The following is a 21370-nucleotide window of genomic DNA, read 5'->3' on the forward strand; positions in this document are numbered from 1 at the left end:
GAAAAACGCCCCCTGAAAGGGGGCTGGAAAGCGTGCGCGGCAGGACTGGCGTCCCGCCGGCGCGGGCATCATGCGGGCAGCAGCAGGTTTTCCAGCGTGCGCCGATAGATGTTCTTGAGCGGTTCCAGCGAGGCGACCTCGATGCGCTCATTGACCTTGTGGATCGTGGCGTTGCCGGGGCCGAACTCGATGACTTGCGGGCAGATCTTGGCGATGAAGCGGCCGTCCGACGTGCCGCCGGTGGTCGACAGCTCGGCGGTCACGCCGGTTTCCGCGTGGATCGCCTGCACCAGCGCGTCGGTCAAGGATCCGCGCGGGGTCAGGAAGGGCTCGCCGCCCAATTCCCAATCCAGCTCGTACTCCAGGCCGTGCTTGTCCAGCACGGCGTGAACCTGCTGCTTCAGGCCTTCAGGCGTGCTGGCCGTGGAAAAGCGGAAGTTGAACAACGCCACGGCCTCGCCGGGCACGACGTTGGTCGCGCCCGTTCCCGAGTTCAGGTTGGACACCTGGAACGTCGTGGGCGGGAAATACTCGTTGCCCTGGTCCCATTCGATGCTGACGATCTCGGCCAGCGCCGGCGCAAGCTGGTGAACAGGGTTGCGCGCCAGGTGCGGGTAGGCCACGTGCCCCTGGATGCCCTTGACCGTGAGCTTGCCCGACAAGGAGCCGCGGCGGCCGTTCTTGCAGGTGTCGCCCAGCACATCGCCCGACGTGGGCTCGCCCACGATGCAGTAATCCAGCTGCTCGCCGCGCGCCTTGAGCGCGTCGCACACGATGGCGGTGCCATCGATGGACGGGCCTTCCTCGTCGGAGGTGATCAACAGGGCGATCGAGCCGTCATGCTGCGGGTGGGCCGCCACTAATTCCTCGGCCGCCACCACAAAGGCGGCGATCGAGCTTTTCATGTCGGCCGCGCCGCGGCCGTACAGCCAGCCGTCGCGTTCCGTGGGAACGAAGGGATCGCTGTTCCACTTCTCGCGCGGGCCCGGGGGCACCACGTCGGTGTGGCCGGCAAACACCGTCAGCGGCGCGGCGCTGCCGCGCCGTGCCCACAGATTGGTGACGCCGCCCTGCGCGATGGTCTCGCAGGTAAAGCCGATGCGTTCGAGCCGGGCGGCAATCGCCGCCTGGCAGTCTTCGTCCGCGGGCGTGACGGAGGGACGGGCGATCAGGTCCTTGACCAGATCCAGTACGGCCGAATTGCTCATCAAGCCCTCAGCAGGTCGTTGATGCTGGTCTTGGCGCGGGTCTGCGCGTCGACACGCTTGACGATCACGGCGCAGGCCAAGCTGTGCGTGCCGTCGGCCGAGGGCAGCGAGCCCGGCACCACGACCGAACCCGAGGGCACGCGGCCGTAGGTGATCTTGCCGGTGGCGCGATCGTAGATCTTGGTGCTTTGCGACAGGAACACGCCCATGGCCAGCACCGAGTTCTCTTCGACCACCACGCCTTCCACGACTTCGGAGCGCGCGCCAATGAAGCAGTTGTCTTCGATGATGGTGGGGTTGGCCTGCAGCGGCTCAAGCACGCCGCCAATGCCCACGCCACCCGACAGGTGGACGTTCTTGCCGATCTGGGCGCACGAGCCGACGGTGGCCCAGGTGTCGACCATCGTGCCTTCGTCGACGTAGGCGCCGATGTTCACGTACGAGGGCATCAGCACCACGTTGCGGGCGATGAACGAGCCGCGGCGGGCCACGGCCGGCGGCACCACGCGATAGCCGCCTTGCTTGAACGCGTTGTCGCCGAATTCCGAGAACTTGAGCGGCACCTTGTCGTAGAACTGCAGGGGCGCCTGGCCCATGATGGCATTTTCGTTCAGGCGGAAGGACAGCAGCACGGCCTTCTTGATCCACTGGTGCACGACCCAGTCGTCATTGATCTTCTCGGCCACGCGCAGGCGGCCCAGGTCCAGCCCGTCGATGGTGTGCTCAACGGCTTCGCGCACTTCGGCGCTGGCGTCGGTGGGCGACAGGTTGGCCCGGTTCTCCCAGGCTTGTTCAATGGTGGTCTGCAGGTCGAGAGTCATAGCGGCTCAGCTTTTAAAGGTTGGTCAAACAGAAGTATGTACAAAATGGGCGATGCGCTCGGCCGCCTGCACGCAGTCGGCCAAGGGCGCCACCAGGGCGATGCGGATGCGTCCCTGGCCCGGATTCATGCCGTGCGCCTCGCGCGCGAGGAAGCTGCCTGGCAGCACGGTAACACCGGTACGGCCATAGAGGTCGCGCACGAACGCCGTATCGGAACCGGGCGTCGCCGCCCACAAATAAAACGAAGCCTGCGGCCGCGACACATCCAGCACCTTTTGCAGGATGGGCAGCACCGCGTCGAATTTCTCGCGGTACTGGCGGCGGTTTTCCTTCACGTGCGCCTCGTCCGTCCACGCGGCAATGCTGGCCGCGGACACGATGGGGCTCATCGCACTGCCATGATACGTGCGATACAGCAGAAACCGGCCGATCAGCGCCGCGTCGCCCGCCACGAAGCCCGACCGCAGGCCCGGCACATTGGACCGCTTGGACAGGCTGGAGAACACCACCAGATTGCGGTAGTCGTCCCGCCCCAGTCGCCGCGCCGCCTGCAATCCGCCCAGCGGGGGATCGCCCTCGTCCAGATAGATCTCGGAATAGCATTCATCCGACGCAATCACGAAACCATGGCGGTCCGACAGCTTGAACAGCGTTTCCCATTCTTGCAGCGACATCACGTTGCCGGCAGGGTTGCCCGGCGAGCACACGAACACCAGGCGCGTCTTCTTCCAGATGTCTTCGGGCACCTGGTTCCAGTCGCTGCCGAAATTGCGTACCGGATCGGCATTGACGAAGTAGGGCGTCGCACCCGCCAGCAGCGTGGCGCCTTCGTAGATCTGATAGAACGGGTTGGGGCAGATCACCACGGAACCGGCCGCGGGATCGATCACGGTCTGCGTGAACGCAAACAGCGCCTCGCGCGACCCCAGGGCCGGCAGCACTTGCGTTTCGGCATCGGGCGCCGGAATGCTGTAGCGGCGCGCCAGCCACTCCGAAATCGCCCGGCGCAGGGCCGGATCGCCCTTCGTCGACGGGTAGACGGAAAGCCCGGCCATGCCGTCGCGGATGGCTTGCGCCACGCGTTCCGGCGCGGCGTGCTTGGGCTCGCCGATCGACAGGTTGATGGGCGTAATGCCGTCCGGCTGCGAGCTGGCAGAAGCCTGCAACGCGCGCAATTTTTCGAACGGGTAGGGGTGCAGGGCATCGAGGCGCGGATTCATGACGCAAGATTTTAACAAGCAAGCTACAATAGCGGGCTTGGCCTATTGCGAAGGTGGCGAAATTGGTAGACGCACCAGGTTTAGGTCCTGACGCCGTAACAGGTGTAGGGGTTCGAGTCCCCTCCTTCGCACCACCAGACTTCCCATGTTTTTCCGTGAGTTAGGTTTCAGACCTATCAGGTTTCGAGCTAACCATTTCGGGAATTAGGAAGGAATGGCTGGACGGGAACATTTTCCCTTTTTCCACGCCGTCCTTCATCTTGCCGCTGGCCACGATCCGCATCCGCCGCGGACGCGCCTTCCACGCCACTGAAACGGGCCCGGCCGCCAAGGCCTCCTTGCCTCGCGCCCAATCTTCGCGTGCCCAACCCTGCCGCGTCTTGGCAACGCCGCCGCACCCGTCCAACGTCCGACCCGTTCGTGAAAGAACACGACATGATTTCCACACTGATATACCGCAGCCGTGCTGTCGACACCATGAATGCGCAGGATCTGACCGATCTGTTGACGCCCGCCCGGGCGCGCAACGCCGCATTGGACGTGACCGGCATCATGCTCTTTGACGGTGTGCACTTCGTGCAGCTGCTGGAAGGGCCCGATGAAGCGGTATCGCGCCTTTTCGATTCGATACGGCGCGACGACGCCCACAAGAACGTCGTGCTGCTGATGCAGGACCAGGGGCCGGCCCGCCGGTTCGGCGGCGATGCGATGGCCTTGCTTGATCTGCGCGAGCTCGGCCCGCAAGAGGTGTCCTCACGCATTCTTGCCAAAATGACAGTTTCCGCCCGGCTGGCGCGTGGAGACGACCGGGTCGTGAAGATCCTGGGCTGGTATGCCGCCGTGCGGGGGACCGATCATATCGTCGAGGGCGAGGATGCTGCCCACTGGCGGTTTGCGGCGAGCGGCGCGGCTGCGATCCAGGAAGACCCCGCAGCGCCCGCCCGCGCGTATCCCTTTGCGCTGCAACCGATCGTCGATCCCATGCGGCGCGAGGTCACATCCTTCGAGTTCCTGATCCGCGGCAGATCCGGAGAATCCCCCGAACAGATGTTCGCCAGTCTCGATCCCGCTCAGCGTTACCGCGTCGATCTGGAGTCGAAAGCCGCGGCATTCGAACTGGCGCGGCGGTTGGGCCTGGACAAGGTGAAGCTGTCGGTCAACCTGCTGCCGATGTCGCTGATCGAAGACCCGTCGGCGGTCAGCCGCCTGGTGGATCAGATTGCGGCCTGCGACCTCTTGCCGCAGCACGTGATCGTGGAAATCACCGAACAGGAGGCCATTGAGCGCCCGTTCGCCTTCAGGGACGCGATCGCACGCCTGCGCCGGGCAGGCATCGGGGTCGCGATCGATGATTTCGGGGCAGGGTTCGCGGGCCTGTCGTTGCTGGCCGAATTTCAGCCGGACAAGCTCAAGATCGACCGGCAACTCATCCAGAACATTCATCTGGACGGCCCCCGCCAGGCGATCGTTTGCGGCATTGCGCGCGCTTGCAGCGCCATGGGCATCACGCCCGTCGCGGAGGGCGTGGAACGGGTCGAGGAATGGTGCTGGCTCCAGGCCGCCGGATTTGAACGCTTCCAGGGGTATCTGTTCGCAAAGCCCGCGCTGAACGGGGTGCCCGACGTACATTGGCCCGAACGCATTCATCCAGGTTGACGCCTTCCGGTCATTGGTTTGGGGTCACGCCCGCACTTGCCGCTTGGCCGCCTTCGGCAGCCACGCAGTAAACCAGGCCGCGGCAGCGAGCGCCGCCAGGATGACGACCGTGCCTGCGGTGGCGGTGAACGCCGGCACGTACATCATCGCGAGATCCGCGAGAACGATGACCATGAACGCACCTGCCCATGCCCAGGCGATCCGATCCGCCGTGCGCCGGAACGCGGGCAGGGCGGCAACTTCGGGCGACACGCGTTCCTTTGCGTACTGAAGCGTGAAGGGCCGGCCGGCAAAGATCGACCCCAGCACGATGGCCAGGAGGCCCGCGTCCACCAGCAGGCGCACGCTCAGCAAAGAGGGGCTGAATCCGGCGACGCGCGTGGCGAAGGCGAGTGCGCCGAACAGGATCAGCGAGCCCACTTCGAGCGTTTTGGGCGAAGCATGAAGAATGAACCGGTCCCGTATCACCAGAAGGGCGGAGACGGCCGTGGCCGCCACGAGAGCCGCGTGCGTGCCGATGCGGTGTTCCAGCAAGGCAAAGGCGATGAAGGGAACAAATGCGAGCAGCAGTTTCACGGTGTTCCTCCGTCGAGGGCGGGCCGCTGAAACATAGCACTCGCCGTTTTTTGCCGTCAACGAGCGGGGATGTCCGGACACTGAAAATCGTTCGTCGCATCGCCCATCTGCACGATCCCACGTCGCGCGCCGCCGGGCTATTTTGACCACCACCTATGCGCCCGCCGCGCCGGGCATACAAGAATCGTCAAGATTATCAATTCTTGAATGTTGCCTTCCGCGCATGCCGATACCTTAAGGGCTTTCGATATCGAGGAGTGGTCATGTATTCATTACCCAAGCGTTGCGGCGCGGAGTTCTTCGGCACGTTCTGGCTGGTGCTGGGCGGGTGCGGCGCGGCGGTGCTCGCCGCCGGATTTCCCCAGTCGGGCATCGGATTCTTGGGCGTGGCGCTGGCTTTTGGCCTGACCGTCCTGACGATGGTCTTCGCAGTGGGTCACATCTCCGGCGGGCACTTCAATCCTGCGGTCACGGTGGGGCTGGTGGCGGGCGGACGCTTTCCCGCCAAGGAAATCCTGCCGTACGTCATCGTGCAGGTGCTGGGCGCGATTGCGGCGGCGGCGGTCCTGGCATGCATTGCAAACGGCAAGCTGGGCTTTGACCTGCGGGCAAGCCACTTTGCCGCCAATGGCTATGGCGCGTATTCACCCGGCAAATACACATTGCTGTCCGCGCTGGTGACCGAATTGGTGCTGACGGCCGGCTTTATCTTCGTGATTCTTGGCGCGACCAGCCGGCGTGCGCCGGCGGGCTTTGCAGCCATTCCCATCGGCTTCGCGCTGACCCTCATCCACCTCATCAGCATCCCGGTCACCAACACGTCGGTGAATCCGGCACGGTCGACCGGGCCGGCACTTTTTGTAGGCGGCTGGGCGCTGGAGCAATTATGGCTGTTCTGGGTGGCGCCCATTGTGGGCGCGATCATCGGCGCGGTGGCCTACCGGCTGGTCAGCGATCCGGCGCTCGAGCGCGCATGACACGTCCGATCCGCATCGCGCGCGTGATTTAGGGCTACCGCGGGCAGGAAAATGGGGGCAGTCAGATGATGCGGCGGTGAGGCAGGTTGTACATTACGCACTATCACCTGCCTTACCTTTACAGGATTCCCATCATGACCGCCCCAGAAGTCGTAATTTCCTCCTCGATCGCCTGCGCGAACGATCGGCCTTTCGTGCTGTTCGGCGGCATCAATGTCCTGGAATCCAAGGAACTGGCACTGCGCGCGTGCGAGGAATACCAGCGCGTGACGCGCAAACTGGGCATCCCCTACGTGTTCAAGGCGTCGTTCGACAAGGCCAACCGCTCGTCCATCCATTCGTATCGCGGTCCCGGACTGGAAGAGGGCATGAAGATCTTCGAAGCAGTGAAAAAGGAGTTCGGCGTGCCGGTCATCACCGACGTGCACGAGCCTTGGCAGGCCGCGCCGGTCGCCGAAGTCGCCGACATCCTGCAACTGCCTGCATTCCTGGCCCGCCAGACCGACCTGGTCGTCGCGATGGCCAAGACGCAACGCGTGGTCAACATCAAGAAGCCGCAGTTCCTCAGTCCCACGCAGATGCTCAACATCGTCGAGAAGTTCACCGAGGCCGGCAACGACAAGCTGATTCTCTGCGACCGCGGCACGAGCTTCGGCTACGACAACCTGGTCGTCGACATGCTGGGCTTTGGCGTGATGAAAAAAGTATCCGGCAACCGTCCGCTGATCTTTGACGTGACCCACGCGCTGCAGCAGCGATCGGCCCTGGACGCCGCATCCGGCGGGCGCCGCGAACAGGTGGCCGAACTGGCGCGCGCGGGCATGGCGGTCGGTCTGGCGGGCCTCTTCCTGGAAGCCCATCCCGATCCCAAGAACGCAAAGTGCGACGGTCCCAGCGCCTTGCCGCTGGACAAGCTGGAGCCCTTCCTGACGCAACTCAAGCAGCTTGACGACTTGGTGAAGTCCTTTGCGCCCATCGACATCGAGCCCTGACGCTGGCGCGGTCATGCCGCGGACGCCAAGCTGTTATACGATCCAGGCCACACATTAGGGAGGCCTGGATGTCTTTGTATGTGATCGTCGCCGTGCGCAAGGAGGCCATGAGTGGCCATATCGCCTACGTGCGCTGGGGGCAGGCCGTGCGCGGCGTTCCCGGGTGGATATCGGAGCCCACGACGGCGGCAGCCTCCGAAGTCATTGAACTTCTCAAGGAAGGCGCCGAGGTCGAGACCGCGATCAGCGTGGACGGCCTGACCGTCGCATCGCGCGCGGTGCGCGTGCTGGTGGATGCGCGGGGCCGCGAGCATCTCGCATCCGTCCCGGTGCCCAGCTCCACCTTGCACACGCTGTTCGACCTACCGGAGTTCTGATCGGTCTGGCTGCCGTGGTGGCCGCCTCAGCGGCGGCCTTCGGCGAAATTGCGCAATGCGTCGCCGGCCATCCGATAGCGCACCCATTCGTCCTGAGGCAGGGCGCCAATGGATTGATAGAAATCGATCGCGGGCTGGTTCCAGTCCAGCACGCTCCATTCAAGCCGCCCGCAATCGTTTGCGACCGCCTCGCGCGCCAGATGGCGCAGCAGATCGCGTCCCGCGCCGATGCCTCGATGTTCGGGCGTGACGTACAGATCCTCCAGGTAGATGCCGTTCTTTCCAAGCCAGGTGGAGTAGCTGTAGAAATAGACGGCGTAGCCGATGGCCTTGCCCTCGACCAGGCACATCAAAGCGCGGGCCGGAGCGCCTTGCGCAAACAAGGTGCGCTCGACGTCTTCAGCGCTGGCGATCACCTCATGGGCGGCGCGCTCGTAGACCGCCAGTTCGGTGATGAAGGCATGGATCTGGGCCGCGTCCGAAGGCACGGCAGGACGGATTTCGATATTCACGGAAGTTTCCTGTTTGCTGGGATGGCTATCCTACTCTTTCTTTGTGCAGCGGGCATGCGCAAACGTCGGGATTACCCTTGTTGCGCGGCGGCCCCGCTGGCGCGACGCTTTACCGGGATTGCACCCAGAGTCCGGACGCGTGCTCACGAAGGATGCCTTCAATGCCCGAGACTGCTCCTGCTGTTGCTCAAAAGCGCCCGCCGGCCCGCCGTGGCCGCCGGCTTTCCTGGATCTGGCTGGTGCCGATCGTCGCGGCGCTGGGCGGCTTGCTGCTGGTGTTGAAGGTCTGGATGGACGCCGGCCCGCAGGCCACCATCAGTCTCCAGACGGCGGAAGGGCTGGAGGCGGGCAAGACGCAGGTCCGATACAAGGAAGTGAATGTCGGCCTTGTGGAGCGTGTGGCGCTCAACGCAGACAGAACAGGCGTGATCGCGACGGTGCGGCTCAACAAGGATGCGGCAGGCCTTTTGCAAGAAGGCACCTTGTTCTGGGTGGTGCGGCCCCGGCTCACGCTTAGCGGCGTCTCCGGCCTGAGCACCTTGCTGTCCGGCGCCTACATCGGCCTGGATCCGGCGGGCCTGCGCGGTGGCGTCGATCCCGGCAAGGCAACCAAATTCGCGTTCGTCGGCCTGGAGGTCCCGCCCGAAGTGACGCAGGACCGGCCGGGCAAGCGCTTCACGCTCAAGGGCCGCGACCTGGGATCGCTGGATATCGGATCGCCGGTCTATTACCGGCGCATCGCGGTCGGACAGGTTGTGAACTACCGCCTGGACAGCACCGGCAAGGGGGTGGACATCCAGGTGTTCGTGGATGCGCCGAACGATGCATATGTGAACGAAGGCACGCGCTTCTGGAATGCGAGCGGCGTGGATTTTTCGGTGGATGCGCGGGGGCTTGACGTGCGCTCGCAATCCCTGCTGTCCGTGATCGTGGGGGGCGTCGCCTTCGATTCGATAGAGACCCGCCATCATGCCGCGGCCAAGCCGGAGGCCACGTTCGTCATCTACCCCTCGGAAACCGCTGCGCGGGCGCAGCCGGATGGCATGCCGTTGCATATCCGCATGCGGTTTGACCAGTCGGTGCGGGGCCTTTCCGTCGGCGCCCCGATCGACGCGTTTGGCGCCTCGGTCGGGCAGGTCGACGCCATCGGGCTGGAATTGGACCGCACGACCAACCAGTTCTACGCGCTGGTGGATGCCACGCTGTACCCGGAGCGGCTGGGGGCGAAGACGTTCGAAGAGATCCGGGAGTATTCCGGATCGTCGCTGGAGCATCCCAGCGGCAAGCTGATGGCGGCCATGATCGAACAGGGCCTGCGTGCGCAATTGCGCATCGGCAACCTGCTGACGGGCCAGCTGTACATTGCGATGGCGGTGTTTCCCGATGCCAAGCCCGTCACGTTCAAGATGGAAGAGGCGCCTTTCATCCCCACGGTGCCAAACAACCTGGATCAGCTGCAACTGCAACTGAACTCCATTCTGACCAAGATCGAGAAGATCCCGCTGGAGGGCCTGGGCGCGGAACTGGGCAACCTGCTTCAGGGCACCTCCAGACTGGTCAAGCGGCTGGACACGCAGCTTGCGCCCGAGGCGTCCGCGATGCTGCGCCAAGCCAGCCGATCGCTGGGCGCCGTGGGCGGGTTGCTGAGTCCCGATGCGGGCTTGCCGGTCAACACGAGCACGCTGCTGCAGGAACTGGCCCGCACCGCGCGGTCGCTGCGCGAACTGGCCGACTACCTGCAAGCCCATCCGGGGTCGCTGTTGCGGGGACGCGCGCCGGATCCGGTGACTGGGCGGGCACCAGCGCGTTGATTCATACGTTTCGCATCAGGAACGCCACTTGCTGCAAGCCATCCGGGGGCGCCAGGCGATAGCGGATCGAGCGGCGCCGCGACAGAGGGGAGACTCAGCATGGACCATAGTGAAATGATGGCGCGCATGATCACGTTGCCGGTGGCGCCTGGCAGGTTTGACGGCTGGGACGGCGTGCTTTCCACCTTGGCCGACTGCCTGTTGCACGTGCAGGGAAAGCTCTCGGACGCCGACGTGAAGCGTTTTCTGGACGTCGGCGCGCTGGTGTATCGCACCTGCTGTCAGGACGAAGCGCGCCAGCGCTGGACGGCCGAAGAACTTGCGGCGTATCACCGCAAGGGGCCTGTCGACGCCTGAGACGCAGGCGTAGCGCACCTCGGGGTCAGAAAAGACACTGCCTCAGCGCAAAAGTCCGCCCGAAGGCGCGGACTTCGTCGCCGTCCACCGACGCCGACACATCCCAATGCTCACCGCGCGTGACCAGAATGGACTGGCTGGAAAAGGCGTGCCGCAGGGCAAACTGCCAGAAAGCGCCTTCCGATCCTTGGGGCGCCAGATCATGCGGGCCGATCTGCAGGCGCGACGGCCGGGGCGTGGCGCCCAATGACCATTTCAGGGCAATCACCAGGAACGCGAAACGCGCGGACGTCGTTGCGGGCTGGATGCATAGAACTCGGATCTTCTCGCTCATGGCCGTGACCCTGGCTGAACAGACCAGCCCAGCGTAGCAAACGGCATGCCGCGGCACCATACCGCGTTTGGTCGACTCGACGCGCGTTGCCGCTGGCGCTCCGTTGGCCTCAGCGCGGTTGCTAGAATGACCAGCCGTCCCACGCCGGACTGCACAGGAGAAGCCCATGTCCCGAGTCGTCGTCAATCCCGATACGGTGTTCAATTCCGTGCAGTACGGTTTCAGCCAGGCGGTGATCGTTACCGGACAACGCCGCATGCTGCTGTCCGGCCAGGTCGGCGTCGATGCCAACGAGCGCACGGTCGGACCCGGGCTGCAAGTGCAGACCGAAGCGGCCCTGGATAACGTCGAACGTGTCCTGGCGGCCGCGGGCGGCAACCTGTCGCAGGTCATCATGCTGCGGATCTACATTTGCGACACGGTCAGCACCGAACAGGAGGTCGTGGCGCAGGCCCTGCGCGACCGCTTCAAGGTCGATCCGCCGCCTTCGTCGTGGATCATCGTCAGCGGGTTGTCGTTGCCCGAATGGCTGATCGAGATCGAGGCGGAAGCGATGCTCGATTGAGCCGTCCTTCCACCTAGGACGCCCCGCCGCGCCAGGGCGGCGCGGCGAACGCCGCGCGCAGCGCCGCCAGAAACCCTGCCGTGCGCGCGGACAGTTCCTGCCGCGATTTCACCAGCGCCACCACATTCGCATCGGGCAGGCTCCAGCCGGCCAGCAACGGGACCAGCGCGCCCGCACGGACGTGCGTGGCCACGTCCCATTCCGAACGCGCGACGATGCCGTGTCCGCCCAACGCCCACTCCAGCGCAGTGGCCCCCGCGTTGCACGACAACACGGGCGCGATGCGAACCCCGACTGCTGCGCCCCGGGCGCGCCTGAACCGCCACAGGGTCACGTCTTCGTCGTTCTCGCGCAGGGCGATGCAGTCATGGTTGCGCAGGTCTTCAGGCATGGCCGGCGTGCCGCGCCGCTTCAGGTACGCGGGCGACGCGCACAGCATGCGCCGGTTCGGCGCCAGCGGGTGCGCGACAAGGGTGGAGTCGCGCAGTTCGCCAATGTGCACCATGACGTCCCAGTTGTCCGACGCCAGGCGGGGAGGGCCGTCCGACAGCGTCAGGCTGGCCGTTACGTTCTCGCTGCGCGCTCGGAAGTCGGCCACCAGCGGGGCGATGTAGCGCTGGCCAAAGCCCAGCGGCGCCACCACCCGCAGATGCCCCGCCACAACGCCGCGCCTGCCCGCAAGTTCATCGGCCAGCACCGTCAGGTCATGACTTATCTGCCCCGCGCGCATGGCCAGCAGGCGGCCCTCGTCGGTCAGTGCGATGCCGCGGGCCGATCGGTTCACCAGTCTCACGCCCAGCCGTTTTTCCAGCGCATTGAGCCGCTGCGTGACTGCTGGGGGCGTCACGTCCAGCGAGCGCGCCGCCTGCGCCAGCGATCCGGCAGTGGAAAGACCCAGGAAAAAGCGCAGGTCGTCGGTCGTAATCATTCAGGCTGGTATTAATGGGATATTAATTTCGAATTAAACATGGGAAGCGGCGAGCGCGCCATACTTCGTCCTGATCCCGACGGGCCAGCGGTGTCCGCGCCCCTCATACCTAAAGAGATTCCCATGACCCTTGAAAGCCCCGCGCCCACCCTGGATTCGCTGGAAACGCCCTGCCTGCTGCTGGACGAAACGCGCATGACGCGAAACATCGACCGGCTGAACGCCCTGATGGCCGGCCACGGCGTCAGGTTGCGTCCCCATCTGAAAACGCCCAAATCCATCGAGGTCGCGCGCCGTCTCATGACGACCCCGCAAGGGCCAGCCGCCGTCTCGACGCTGCAGGAGGCCGAGCAATTCGCGGCCGCTGGCGTCACGGATCTGCTGTATGCCGTCGGCGTGTCTCCGTCCAAGCTCGACCGTGTGCTGGCCTTGCGCCAGCGCGGCATCGACCTGACGGTGGTGGTCGACAGCATCGAGGCCGCGCGCGCGGTGTTGGCGCGTTCCAAGGCCGCCGGCGATGCCATCCCGGCGCTGATCGAAATCGATTGCGACGGGCACCGCGCCGGTGTGCAGCCCAAGGACACCGGCCAGTTGCTGGCCATTGCGCGCGTGCTGCACGAAGAGGGCGCCTGCCTGCGCGGCGTCATGACGCACGCGGGCGAATCGTATGGCTGCCGTAGCGTCGAGGCGATCGCGGATATGGCCGAACAGGAGCGGTGGGCCGCCGTCAGTTGCGCGCAGGCGATTCGCGACGCGGGGTTGCCGTGCCCGGTGGTCAGCGTCGGCTCAACGCCCACCGCGCACTTTGCCCGCAACCTCGATGGCGTCACGGAAGTCCGTGCCGGCGTGTACGTCTTTTTTGATCTCGTGATGGCCGGCCTGGGGGTGTGCAGCGTGGACGACATCGCCGCCACGGTGCTGACCACCGTTATCGGCCATCAGCCCGATAAGGGCTGGATCCTGGTGGACGCTGGGTGGATGGCCATGTCGCGGGATCGTGGCACGGAAAAACAGCCGGTGGACCAGTTGTACGGCCTGGTGTGCGACGTGGACGGCACGGTCTACCCGGACGTGCTGCTTGCCGAAACCAACCAGGAGCAGGGCATCATCAAGGTGCGCCCTGGCAGCAACGCGGTGTTGCCCGACCTGCCGATCGGCGCCAAAGTGCGTATCGTGCCGAACCACGCTTGCGCAACGTGCGCTCAGCACGACGCCTACGAGGTCGTGCGTACCGGCGAGCCGGGCGTGGTGGCGCACTGGGAACGCTTCCGTGGCTGGTAAGCCGCGCATCATCATGGACGCTCGCATGGATCTCATCCAGACGCCCGACGCCACCCCGCCCGCGGGCCATTATTCTCAGGCGATTCGCGCCAACGGGTTCGTCTTCGTCTCGGGGCAGTTGGGCTTTTTGCCGCCTGCCGCGCCTGGCGTGCGCCCCGTCCTGGCGGCGGATGCGGCAGGCCAGACGCGGCAGGCGCTGCGCAGCGTGCGCGCAATCCTGGACGCTGCCGGTTCCTCGCTGTCGTCGGTGGTCAACGTGACCGTGTACATCCCGGACGTCAGTCTGTGGGATGAGGTCAACGCGGTGTACGAGGAATGCTTTGGCAGCCACCGGCCAGCCCGCGCCATCGTGCCTACCCGAGAACTGCACTACGGCGCGTTGGTGGAAATCAGCGTCGTGGCGCTGGCCTGATCGGGGGGGGGGCGGCCGGGCAGCGGGGGCAAACGGCGGCAGGCAGGCGCCGCCTATAATGCGTGCGCCTCAATGCCTTGGCGGAGACCGTTCCCATGCACTACGAGTATCTGTTCTGGTCCATGGCTGCCATGGTGGCCGCCGCACTTGCCGGCGGCGCCTTGTGCGGCCGCCTGCGGACGGTCAAGCAGCTGCTGATCGGCCTTGTGGCGTGGTCGGTGGCGATATTCGTGGCCGTGCTGGTGTTGTCGCGGCAGGGGGGATTCGATGAGCCGGCGGCGATGCTGTCGATCGCCGCCTTCATGTTCAGTCTGGTGATCAGCGCCGCGGCGGCGCTGTTGACGCGGCGCATCCGGCAACGCCGGCAAACGGCGCAATCATTGCGCTAAGCCGCGCGGATCGTCCGGCTGCGCCTTTCGGCGCAGCGTCTCATTCTTCGGCGTCGAAGTCCTCGTCGTCTTCGTCTTCGTCGTCCTCATCCTGCTCCAGGGCGTCGTAGCCCTTCCACGTGATGCGCCAACGCGTGGCGCCAGCGGTCGCCGCGGTCTCGCTGATCTGCTTGACCAGGCCGGCATCTTCCAGCAGGTCCAGGTGATGCGCGATGAGCTGCAGGCCCTGCTCTTCGGGGTGCGGCGCCAGGGCGGCGTTCTTGATGTCGTGCGTGCTCAGGTTGGGGCCGGGGGCGTCGCGCAGGGCGCCCAGAATCGTGACGACCAGATCGAAATCGCGTTGCATGATGTCCACCATGTTGGGATGAAAGAACACGTTGACGATAGCAGACTTCCGCGACGGCAATAGGACGGCGGGCGCGCCTGCGTTACAGTCCGGGGTTCTTGCTAAACCACATTCGAAAACACCATGAAAAAACCCGCAGAACGGGATTGTCTGGCGGTCGTTCCAGGCTACACGGGCCAGTCCGCCAAGCTATTCCTCTCCCGCGGCGAGGATGAGCGCATCGACGGCGTGACCGTCTACGACCTGCTCGGGCACGTCAAGCAGCAAGGCGATGCCGAGGCTGCCGCGGCCTGGGTGGGCGAATGGCTCGCCAAGGAAGCCGACAACCGCAAGGCGCGCCGCACGCAACTCCAGGCTCAGTTGTTCATCTGCAAGCTGGCCGCCGACGAAAAGACGGCGTTCCTCGCCGCCCAGAAGCCGCTGGCCCGGGTGCTGGCCGAAGCCGGGGTGCGTTGCCGTACCGTGGCGGCCACTTCCGGGGCCGCTCGCCAGTCGCTTGGCCCCAACGTCAAGAAACGTTAGCCTAAGGCTGTTATAGTCGCGCCTGGGCGTGCGTGTGCACCTGTGAGGTGCGTGCCCAGGCGGGCTCAGCCCGCAAATCAAGGAAGATGGAAATGGAAATACTCAGTCGGCACGTTGCCGACGTAGCGGGCGGCGTCGAGCTGCACACCACCCTGGACGGCGAGAGCATCAGCGCTTATGTCGTCATGGGCGTGGATGATCTCAATGCAATCGCAGATATCGTGCCTCGCGAAAAAGTCGATGCCGGAGCGGATATACACGCCGCCAATGTCGACAATGTTGATAATGCTCAAGAACAGATCGACCAAGTGCTGGAAAATATGAACCCCGGCGACGTGGCGGTTTTCCTTTGCTCGGGCCCCGATGCTTTTGGCGCGGCGCTCGACTTGTTGGGTTTACCTATCGACGAGTAAGCCTGGCGGCAAACCATAGTGTCATCCGAACGGCGTATTGCAGGTCGTACGCGCTTTTGATGGCATTTATATAAGCCTTGTTTGTTTTTTTATGATGTATGGGTGTTAACACCTATGCAGGGACTCGTTTACCCTTTAAAAACGTGCAGAATAACCGCGCAGTTTCTCTTTGTTGCATTATTGGCACGTGTTTTTTAGGATTATGTTGACTTGTGAGGGGAATATAACGATAGTGTCGGCACACGATCACAAGCGTTGCGATTTTCGATCAGTGCGGTGCCTTTTCCGGCTCAGCGTTATTGTTCTACTGTCCCCTCCTTGATTGATTCGTGACCTCCGGGCATTTGCCCATTATCTCTAGGAAATACAGTATGGAAACCGGCGTCGTTAAGTGGTTCAATTCGGAAAAGGGTTATGGCTTCATCACCCCGGAAGCGGGTGGCAAGGATCTGTTCGCTCACTTCTCCGAAATTCAGGGCTCGGGCTTCAAGTCTCTGGAAGAGAACCAGCGCGTCAGCTTTGTGACGGCCAATGGCCCCAAGGGCCCGCAAGCCACGAAGATCCAGGTCCTGTAAGGCTCTGAATTTTCGCAAGAAGGCCCCCTAGCGGGGCCTTTTTTGTTTTCTGCGCGTTATGCTGGGCGGCTGATTTTCCGTCGCGCTACCCGTTCTTTTGGGAATGCCAGCGCGCTCACCCTTACGCACGCATCGCCATGACCGCAACCACCCCCACGCCGTTTGTCACGCAACCTCAGGATGTGGTCGCCTTCTGGCTGCAAGCCGGGCCACCCCAATGGTTCAGCAAGAACGCACAGTTTGACGCCAGCTTTCGCCAGCGCTTCGAAGCGGCGCATATGGCAGCAGCCGCGCGCCGGCTCGATGCCTGGCTGGATGACCCCTCGGGCGCGATCGCGCTCATGATCCTGCTGGACCAGTTTCCCCGCAATGCCTACCGGGACACCGCGCATATGTTCGCCACCGACGCGCTGGCGCTGCATTTCGCGGAACGCGCGATCGCCGCGGGGCACGATCTGGAAGTCGATGCGTCGCTGCGCCAGTTCTTCTACATGCCGTTCGAGCACGCCGAGAGCCTGGCTGCGCAGAACCGCGCTGTCGCCCTGATGGAACCGCTGGGTGCAGAAGCCGTGAAGTGGGCCGTCCTGCATCGCGACATCATCAAGCGCTTCGGACGCTTTCCGCACCGCAACGCGGCGCTGGGACGGCAGACGAGCCAGGCCGAACGCGAGTTTCTGGAATCCGGCGGATTCGCCGGGTAGGACGCGCAGCCTCGCGAGGCGGGCTCCAGCGTGACGGTTTCCACGTGTATCGGTGCGTGGCAAGTTGAAAATGTTCAACCCGCCCAGCGGCCCGGCTTGCGCTTTTTAGCGGGTGTAGGGCCCGTTTTGGGGATCAAAAACAGGCCTTTCGGACATTTGACGTTTTTCCAGATTCGCCAATAAACTGGTTTCAGCGAGATTCTCAAGCGACGCGGTCTGCGTTCTCCTTGGTCGCCGTCAGTGGTGCCGCGGTTGCTATCCTCTCCCATCCTTGAAGATCTGGCGTCCCGCGAGCAATCGCTTTTTAGGTCAAGGACATCCCATGGCAACCGGCATCGTCAAGTGGTTCAACGCCGAAAAGGGTTATGGCTTCATCATGCCCGACGACGGCAGCAAGGATCTTTTCGCTCACTACTCCGAAATCCGCAGCGAGGGCTATAAGTCGCTGCAGGAAAACCAGCGGGTCACTTTCGACGTTGGAACCGGCCCCAAGGGCCCCAGCGCCAAGAACATCAAGGTAGCGGCCTGAGACCTCTCGGGTAGCGCGCCGGGTGCGCCCGGTGTTCTATCCATAAAAAAGCCCCCACGTTTGTCGCGTGGGGGCTTTTTTTGCGCGAGCGCTCAGTGCTTGGCGTTGCTGCCGGTCGAGAGCTTGTCCACCAGTGCGATCCCCAGTGCCGAAAGAATGAAGATGGCGTGGATGATGGTCTGCCACATCACGCCGGCTTCGGTGAAGCGCGCATTCGGCGTGCCGATCGTGCCTGCTTCGATGAAGGTGCGCAGCAGGTGGATCGAGGAGATGCCGATGATGGCCATGGCCAGCTTCACTTTCAGCACGCTGGCGTTGACGTGGCTCAGCCATTCCGGTTGGTCGGGATGGTTCTGAAGGCGCAGGCGCGACACGAACGTCTCGTAGCCGCCAACGATCACCATCACCAGCAGGTTGGAGATCATGACCACGTCGATCAGGCCCAGCACGATCAGCATGATCTCCATTTCGCCGAAGCTGGTGGCGTGGGTGACGAGGTGCCACAGTTCCTTGAGGAACAGCATGACGTATACGCCCTGCGCGACGATAAGCCCCAGGTAAAGCGGAAGCTGCAGCCAGCGCGAGCTGAAGATGAGATTGGGCAGCAGCCCGAGGCGAGGAGGGGGATTCGGGATCATGATGGGTGCGAGCCGTTGTGGTTTTGCGAAAAAATGCGCGGCGGCAATTCTATCAACGCCATGAGACAGCGGACATCTCTTTCAACCGGCGGCTTGCCGCTGGGCCGGATGCTTAGCATGGCGTCCTTCGAAGCGCTCGGCTTTTTGGTAAGCGAAATTCGCATTTGCGAAACTCTGTGCCGAAATACGTCGAAAGCTGGGGGCGTATATAGAATTGCCGCCTCGTTTGCATAGAACAAGTCAATAGGAGTTTGTTCCCATGAAGATCCGCTACACCGTCGCCGCGTTGGCCATTGCGCTCGCCCCTTACTCGGCCGCACATGCGTTGGATATCGGTGGGCTCGTCGGCGCCGGCGCCAAGGTCGTCCAGGCGGCCACGCTGAGCGATGCCGAGATCAAGACCCTGTCGGACAAGGCATGCGCGCAGAGCGATTCGCAGGAAAAGATCGCCGCGCCGGGCAGCAAATACGACGCTCGTCTGCAAAAGATCGCCAAGTCGCTGGGCAGCACGGTCAATGGCCAGAAAGCCAGCTACAAGGTCTATGTCACCAAGGACGTGAACGCCTGGGCAATGGCCAACGGCTGCATCCGCGTCTATAGCGGCCTCATGGACATGATGACGGACGACGAAGTGATGGGCGTGGTCGGCCACGAAATCGGTCACGTGGCGCTGGGCCACACCAAGAAGGCAATGCAGACCGCCTACACGGTGTCGGCTGCGCGTGACGCGGCTGGCGCGGCGGGCGGCGCGACCGTCTCCCAACTGAGCTCCTCGCAACTGGGCGACCTGACCGAGAAGTTCATCAATGCGCAGTTCTCGCAATCGCAGGAAAGCGCGGCGGACGATTATTCGTTCGACCTGCTGCAGTCCAAGAAGCAGAATACGCGCGGTCTTGTGACCGCGTTCCAGAAGCTGGCCGAGCTGGATGGCGGCAAGAGCGATATGATGAGCTCCCACCCGTCCTCGACCAAGCGCGCGCAGCACATCGAAGACCGCATCGCCAAGGCCAAGTAACCTCTGAGCCAGGCGTCGATCCTCGCTTTTTGGGCGATAAACGGGGCGCGAGCATCCGGGCAAATCCGGGGCTCGCGCCCCTTTGCGTCAGGGTTCCGGAAGTTTCCGGTAAAATGCCGCGTTTATCCGCCCGTAATCTCATCTCTCGGAAAATAGGTCTTTTAATGCAGCCTGTGGTTGAAACCCTCTCCGGCCTGGAGCGCCGTGTTGATCTGGCCGTCTCGGTGGCCGACGTCGAAAAGGAAGTCCAGGCGCAATTGAAGCGCGTGGCTCGGACCGCCAAGGTCCCCGGCTTCCGTCCGGGCAAGGCGCCGCTCGCCATGCTCGAGCGCAGCCATGGTCCCAGCATCCGCTACGACGTGATCAATAGCCAAGTTGGCCGTGCCTTTGAACAAGCCATCGACGGCGCCAAGCTGCGCGTCGCCGGCGCCCCGAACCTCGAGCCCAAGACGGAAGGCGTTTCCGACGACACGCTGGCGTTCACCGCCACGTTCGAGGTCTACCCGGAAGTCGCCGTGCCGGACCTGTCCGCCCTGGCCGTCACCCGCTACGAAACCGCCGTCACCGATGCTGAAGTTCAGCAGACGCTGGATGTGCTGCGCAAGCAACGCGCCACGTTCGAAGCCCGTGAAGGCCGCGCCAGCGCCGACGGCGATCGCGTGACGCTGGACTTTGCCGGCACCATCGACGGCGTGCCGTTCGAAGGCGGCAAGGCCGAAGACTTCCCGTTCGTGCTCGGCCAAGGCCGCATGCTGCCGGAATTCGAAGAAGCCGCGCGTGGCCTGAAGGCTGGCGAAACCAAGGTTTTCCAGCTCAAGTTCCCCGATGACTACCAAGGCGTGGAAGTTGCCGGCAAGACCGCCGAATTCACCATCACCATCAAGGAAGTGGCTGAAGGCGTCCTGCCCGAACTGAACAGCGAATTCGCCAAGTCGCTCGGCCAAGCCGAAGGTGACGTCGAAAAGCTCAAGGCCGACATCCGCAGCAACATCGAGCGCGAAGTGAAGGTCCGTTCGCAAGGCCGCACCAAGTCCAGCGTCATGGACGCCCTGGTCGAAGCCGGCAAGTTCGACGTGCCGAAGGCCCTGGTCGACAACGACGTGCAAGGCCGTATCTCCGCTGCCCGCGAAGAACTGAAGCAGCGCGGCGTGCCCAATGCCGAATCCGTGCCGATCCCGGCCGAAGCCTTCTCGACCGAATCCGAGCGCCGTGTCCGCCTGGGCCTGCTGGTCTCCGAACTGGTCAAGCAAGCTCAGCTGCAAGCCAAGCCGGAACAGGTCCGCGCGCGCATCGAAGAATTCGCCCAGAACTACGAACAACCCGCCCAGGTTGTCAGCTATTACCTGGCAGACCGCCAGCGTCGTGCTGAAATCGAGGCTATCGTGCTGGAAGACAACGTCGTCGCGCACGTGTTGGAAAAGGCCAAGGTCACCGACGAAAAGGTGCCTTTCGATCAGTTGATGGGGATGGCGTAACACTATGCAGAGATTCACCGATTTCTATGCGGCAATGAATGGCGGGTCTTCGGTGACCCCCACCGGCCTGGGCTACATTCCCATGGTGATCGAGCAGTCGGGGCGCGGCGAGCGCGCCTACGACATCTATTCGCGTCTGCTCCGCGAACGGCTCATTTTCCTGGTGGGACCGGTGAACGACGCCACGGCCAACCTGGTCGTGGCTCAGTTGCTGTTCCTGGAATCGGAGAATCCTGACAAGGACATTTCCCTGTACATCAACTCGCCCGGCGGGTCGGTGTACGCGGGAATGGCCATTTTTGACACCATGCAGTTCGTCAAGCCGGACGTGTCCACCCTGTGCACCGGCCTTGCGGCCAGCATGGGTGCGTTCCTCTTGGCGGCTGGCAAGAAGGGCAAGCGTTTCACCCTGCCCAACTCGCGCATCATGATCCACCAGCCCTCGGGCGGCGCCCAAGGGCAGGCCTCCGACATCCAGATCCAGGCTCGCGAAATCCTGGACCTGCGCGAGCGCTTGAACCGCATCCTGGCCCACAACACCGGGCAGAGCATGGAGCGCATCGAGCTGGATACGGAACGTGACAACTTCATGTCGGCCGAAGATGCGGTATCGTATGGACTGGTGGACAAGGTCATGGCCTCCCGGTCCGAAGGCTGACTTCCCGGTTGATCCAGACCCGCTGCCATCATGTTTGAGTAAGCGCATGCGCTAGGCCATGTACCCGGCCTGGCGCATCTT

Annotated in this window: 27 protein-coding genes and 1 tRNA gene; 19 read left to right on the forward strand and 9 right to left on the reverse strand. The window is 63.7% G+C overall.

The window, feature by feature from the left end; genetic code table 11:
- Nucleotides 1–68: 68 nt before the first annotated feature.
- Genes dapE through dapC form a run of 3 tightly spaced genes read right to left on the reverse strand, consistent with a single transcriptional unit; the run spans nt 69 to nt 3250 of the window.
- Nucleotides 69–1208 (reverse strand): succinyl-diaminopimelate desuccinylase, encoded by a 1140-nt coding sequence (dapE, locus tag FBY20_RS22655; protein ID WP_142054724.1) that lies wholly within the window; start codon nt 1206–1208, stop codon nt 69–71.
- On the reverse strand, nt 1208–2029 hold the full coding sequence (gene dapD, locus FBY20_RS22660) for a 2,3,4,5-tetrahydropyridine-2,6-dicarboxylate N-succinyltransferase (protein WP_056324432.1): 822 nt from the start codon (nt 2027–2029) through the stop codon (nt 1208–1210). Before dapD ends, dapE begins: the two co-directional genes overlap by 1 nt.
- 24 nt (nt 2030–2053) lie before the next feature.
- Nucleotides 2054–3250 (reverse strand): succinyldiaminopimelate transaminase, encoded by a 1197-nt coding sequence (gene dapC / locus FBY20_RS22665; protein WP_174245443.1) that lies wholly within the window; start codon nt 3248–3250, stop codon nt 2054–2056.
- A gap of 47 nt (nt 3251–3297) precedes the next feature.
- Between dapC and FBY20_RS22670 the strand changes: the two genes are divergently transcribed.
- Both FBY20_RS22670 and FBY20_RS22675 read left to right on the forward strand, forming a co-directional pair.
- Nucleotides 3298–3384, forward strand: a tRNA-Leu gene (locus FBY20_RS22670).
- Nucleotides 3385–3685: 301 nt separating this feature from the next.
- Nucleotides 3686–4906: a diguanylate phosphodiesterase gene (locus tag FBY20_RS22675; RefSeq protein ID WP_142054728.1), complete on the forward strand. Its 1221-nt coding sequence runs from the start codon at nt 3686–3688 to the stop codon at nt 4904–4906.
- Between the two features lie 24 nt (nt 4907–4930).
- Here FBY20_RS22675 and FBY20_RS22680 read toward each other — a convergent pair whose 3' ends face one another.
- On the reverse strand, nt 4931–5482 hold the full coding sequence (locus tag FBY20_RS22680; protein WP_056324441.1) for a hypothetical protein: 552 nt from the start codon (nt 5480–5482) through the stop codon (nt 4931–4933).
- 263 nt (nt 5483–5745) lie between these two features.
- Here FBY20_RS22680 and aqpZ point away from each other — a divergent pair, with 263 nt between their 5' ends.
- The 3 genes from aqpZ (at nt 5746) to FBY20_RS22695 (ending at nt 7828) form a co-directional block, all read left to right on the forward strand.
- Nucleotides 5746–6459 carry an aquaporin Z gene (aqpZ, locus tag FBY20_RS22685; RefSeq protein WP_142054730.1) on the forward strand — a complete coding sequence of 238 codons (714 nt, stop codon included), beginning with the start codon at nt 5746–5748 and terminating at the stop codon, nt 6457–6459.
- 134 nt (nt 6460–6593) lie between these two features.
- Nucleotides 6594–7451 carry a 3-deoxy-8-phosphooctulonate synthase gene (gene kdsA, locus FBY20_RS22690; RefSeq protein ID WP_128828510.1) on the forward strand — a complete coding sequence of 286 codons (858 nt, stop codon included), beginning with the start codon at nt 6594–6596 and terminating at the stop codon, nt 7449–7451.
- A gap of 68 nt (nt 7452–7519) precedes the next feature.
- Nucleotides 7520–7828 carry a hypothetical protein gene (locus tag FBY20_RS22695; RefSeq protein WP_056324448.1) on the forward strand — a complete coding sequence of 103 codons (309 nt, stop codon included), beginning with the start codon at nt 7520–7522 and terminating at the stop codon, nt 7826–7828.
- 26 nt (nt 7829–7854) lie between these two features.
- Here FBY20_RS22695 and FBY20_RS22700 read toward each other — a convergent pair whose 3' ends face one another.
- Complete coding sequence (locus FBY20_RS22700) at nt 7855–8340, reverse strand: GNAT family N-acetyltransferase (RefSeq protein ID WP_056324451.1); 486 nt, start codon at nt 8338–8340, stop codon at nt 7855–7857.
- 161 nt (nt 8341–8501) lie between these two features.
- Here FBY20_RS22700 and FBY20_RS22705 point away from each other — a divergent pair, with 161 nt between their 5' ends.
- Together FBY20_RS22705 and FBY20_RS22710 are read left to right on the forward strand one after the other, a co-directional pair.
- A complete protein-coding gene (locus FBY20_RS22705; protein ID WP_174245444.1) occupies nt 8502–10151 on the forward strand; it encodes an intermembrane transport protein PqiB in 1650 nt (549 codons plus the stop codon).
- A gap of 99 nt (nt 10152–10250) precedes the next feature.
- A complete protein-coding gene (locus FBY20_RS22710) occupies nt 10251–10508 on the forward strand; it encodes a hypothetical protein (protein ID WP_056324457.1) in 258 nt (85 codons plus the stop codon).
- Between the two features lie 25 nt (nt 10509–10533).
- Here the strand turns inward: FBY20_RS22710 and FBY20_RS22715 are convergent, their stop codons facing one another.
- Nucleotides 10534–10842: a hypothetical protein gene (locus tag FBY20_RS22715; protein ID WP_056324458.1), complete on the reverse strand. Its 309-nt coding sequence runs from the start codon at nt 10840–10842 to the stop codon at nt 10534–10536.
- 166 nt (nt 10843–11008) lie between these two features.
- Here FBY20_RS22715 and FBY20_RS22720 point away from each other — a divergent pair, with 166 nt between their 5' ends.
- Nucleotides 11009–11407: a RidA family protein gene (locus tag FBY20_RS22720; RefSeq protein ID WP_056324461.1), complete on the forward strand. Its 399-nt coding sequence runs from the start codon at nt 11009–11011 to the stop codon at nt 11405–11407.
- Between the two features lie 13 nt (nt 11408–11420).
- On the opposite strand, the gene FBY20_RS22725 is transcribed toward FBY20_RS22720, so the two are convergent.
- Nucleotides 11421–12335 carry a LysR family transcriptional regulator gene (locus tag FBY20_RS22725; protein ID WP_142054732.1) on the reverse strand — a complete coding sequence of 305 codons (915 nt, stop codon included), beginning with the start codon at nt 12333–12335 and terminating at the stop codon, nt 11421–11423.
- Nucleotides 12336–12458: 123 nt separating this feature from the next.
- Between FBY20_RS22725 and FBY20_RS22730 the strand changes: the two genes are divergently transcribed.
- From FBY20_RS22730 to FBY20_RS22740, 3 genes are all read left to right on the forward strand, one after another.
- The gene (locus tag FBY20_RS22730; protein WP_142054734.1) at nt 12459–13616 is read left to right on the forward strand and encodes a DSD1 family PLP-dependent enzyme; all 1158 of its coding nucleotides are present in this window, start codon (nt 12459–12461) and stop codon (nt 13614–13616) included.
- Nucleotides 13606–14028 carry a RidA family protein gene (locus FBY20_RS22735; protein WP_304503148.1) on the forward strand — a complete coding sequence of 141 codons (423 nt, stop codon included), beginning with the start codon at nt 13606–13608 and terminating at the stop codon, nt 14026–14028. Before FBY20_RS22730 ends, FBY20_RS22735 begins: the two co-directional genes overlap by 11 nt.
- A 95-nt stretch (nt 14029–14123) precedes the next feature.
- The gene (locus FBY20_RS22740) at nt 14124–14417 is read left to right on the forward strand and encodes a hypothetical protein (protein WP_142054736.1); all 294 of its coding nucleotides are present in this window, start codon (nt 14124–14126) and stop codon (nt 14415–14417) included.
- Nucleotides 14418–14457: 40 nt separating this feature from the next.
- On the opposite strand, the gene FBY20_RS22745 is transcribed toward FBY20_RS22740, so the two are convergent.
- Complete coding sequence (locus FBY20_RS22745; RefSeq protein ID WP_128828503.1) at nt 14458–14763, reverse strand: DUF2513 domain-containing protein; 306 nt, start codon at nt 14761–14763, stop codon at nt 14458–14460.
- A 123-nt stretch (nt 14764–14886) separates the two neighbouring features.
- On the opposite strand from FBY20_RS22745, the gene FBY20_RS22750 reads away from it, so the two are divergent.
- The 5 genes from FBY20_RS22750 (at nt 14887) to FBY20_RS22775 (ending at nt 17503) form a co-directional block, all read left to right on the forward strand.
- On the forward strand, nt 14887–15285 hold the full coding sequence (locus FBY20_RS22750) for a hypothetical protein (RefSeq protein ID WP_056324475.1): 399 nt from the start codon (nt 14887–14889) through the stop codon (nt 15283–15285).
- Between the two features lie 92 nt (nt 15286–15377).
- Complete coding sequence (locus FBY20_RS22755) at nt 15378–15698, forward strand: hypothetical protein (protein WP_056324478.1); 321 nt, start codon at nt 15378–15380, stop codon at nt 15696–15698.
- Nucleotides 15699–16069: 371 nt separating this feature from the next.
- Nucleotides 16070–16273 carry a cold-shock protein gene (locus tag FBY20_RS22760; protein WP_006220190.1) on the forward strand — a complete coding sequence of 68 codons (204 nt, stop codon included), beginning with the start codon at nt 16070–16072 and terminating at the stop codon, nt 16271–16273.
- Nucleotides 16274–16410: 137 nt separating this feature from the next.
- On the forward strand, nt 16411–16974 hold the full coding sequence (locus FBY20_RS22765; RefSeq protein WP_056324481.1) for a DUF924 family protein: 564 nt from the start codon (nt 16411–16413) through the stop codon (nt 16972–16974).
- 322 nt (nt 16975–17296) lie between these two features.
- Nucleotides 17297–17503, forward strand: a complete 207-nt coding sequence (locus FBY20_RS22775) for a cold-shock protein (protein WP_042794090.1) — start codon at nt 17297–17299, stop codon at nt 17501–17503.
- 92 nt (nt 17504–17595) lie between these two features.
- Here the strand turns inward: FBY20_RS22775 and FBY20_RS22780 are convergent, their stop codons facing one another.
- The gene (locus FBY20_RS22780; protein ID WP_128828500.1) at nt 17596–18141 is read right to left on the reverse strand and encodes a TIGR00645 family protein; all 546 of its coding nucleotides are present in this window, start codon (nt 18139–18141) and stop codon (nt 17596–17598) included.
- Nucleotides 18142–18400: 259 nt separating this feature from the next.
- Here FBY20_RS22780 and FBY20_RS22785 point away from each other — a divergent pair, with 259 nt between their 5' ends.
- From FBY20_RS22785 to clpP, 3 genes are all read left to right on the forward strand, one after another.
- Nucleotides 18401–19156 (forward strand): M48 family metallopeptidase, encoded by a 756-nt coding sequence (locus FBY20_RS22785; RefSeq protein WP_056318844.1) that lies wholly within the window; start codon nt 18401–18403, stop codon nt 19154–19156.
- A 164-nt stretch (nt 19157–19320) separates the two neighbouring features.
- Nucleotides 19321–20631 (forward strand): trigger factor, encoded by a 1311-nt coding sequence (gene tig, locus FBY20_RS22790; RefSeq protein WP_056318847.1) that lies wholly within the window; start codon nt 19321–19323, stop codon nt 20629–20631.
- A gap of 4 nt (nt 20632–20635) precedes the next feature.
- Nucleotides 20636–21289 (forward strand): ATP-dependent Clp endopeptidase proteolytic subunit ClpP, encoded by a 654-nt coding sequence (gene clpP, locus FBY20_RS22795; protein WP_056318852.1) that lies wholly within the window; start codon nt 20636–20638, stop codon nt 21287–21289.
- The last annotated feature ends 81 nt before the right edge of the window (nt 21290–21370 follow it).

It is taken from the genome of Achromobacter sp. SLBN-14 (genome assembly GCF_006715415.1).
In the GTDB taxonomy this organism is placed as follows: Bacteria; Pseudomonadota; Gammaproteobacteria; order Burkholderiales; family Burkholderiaceae_B; genus Achromobacter; species Achromobacter mucicolens.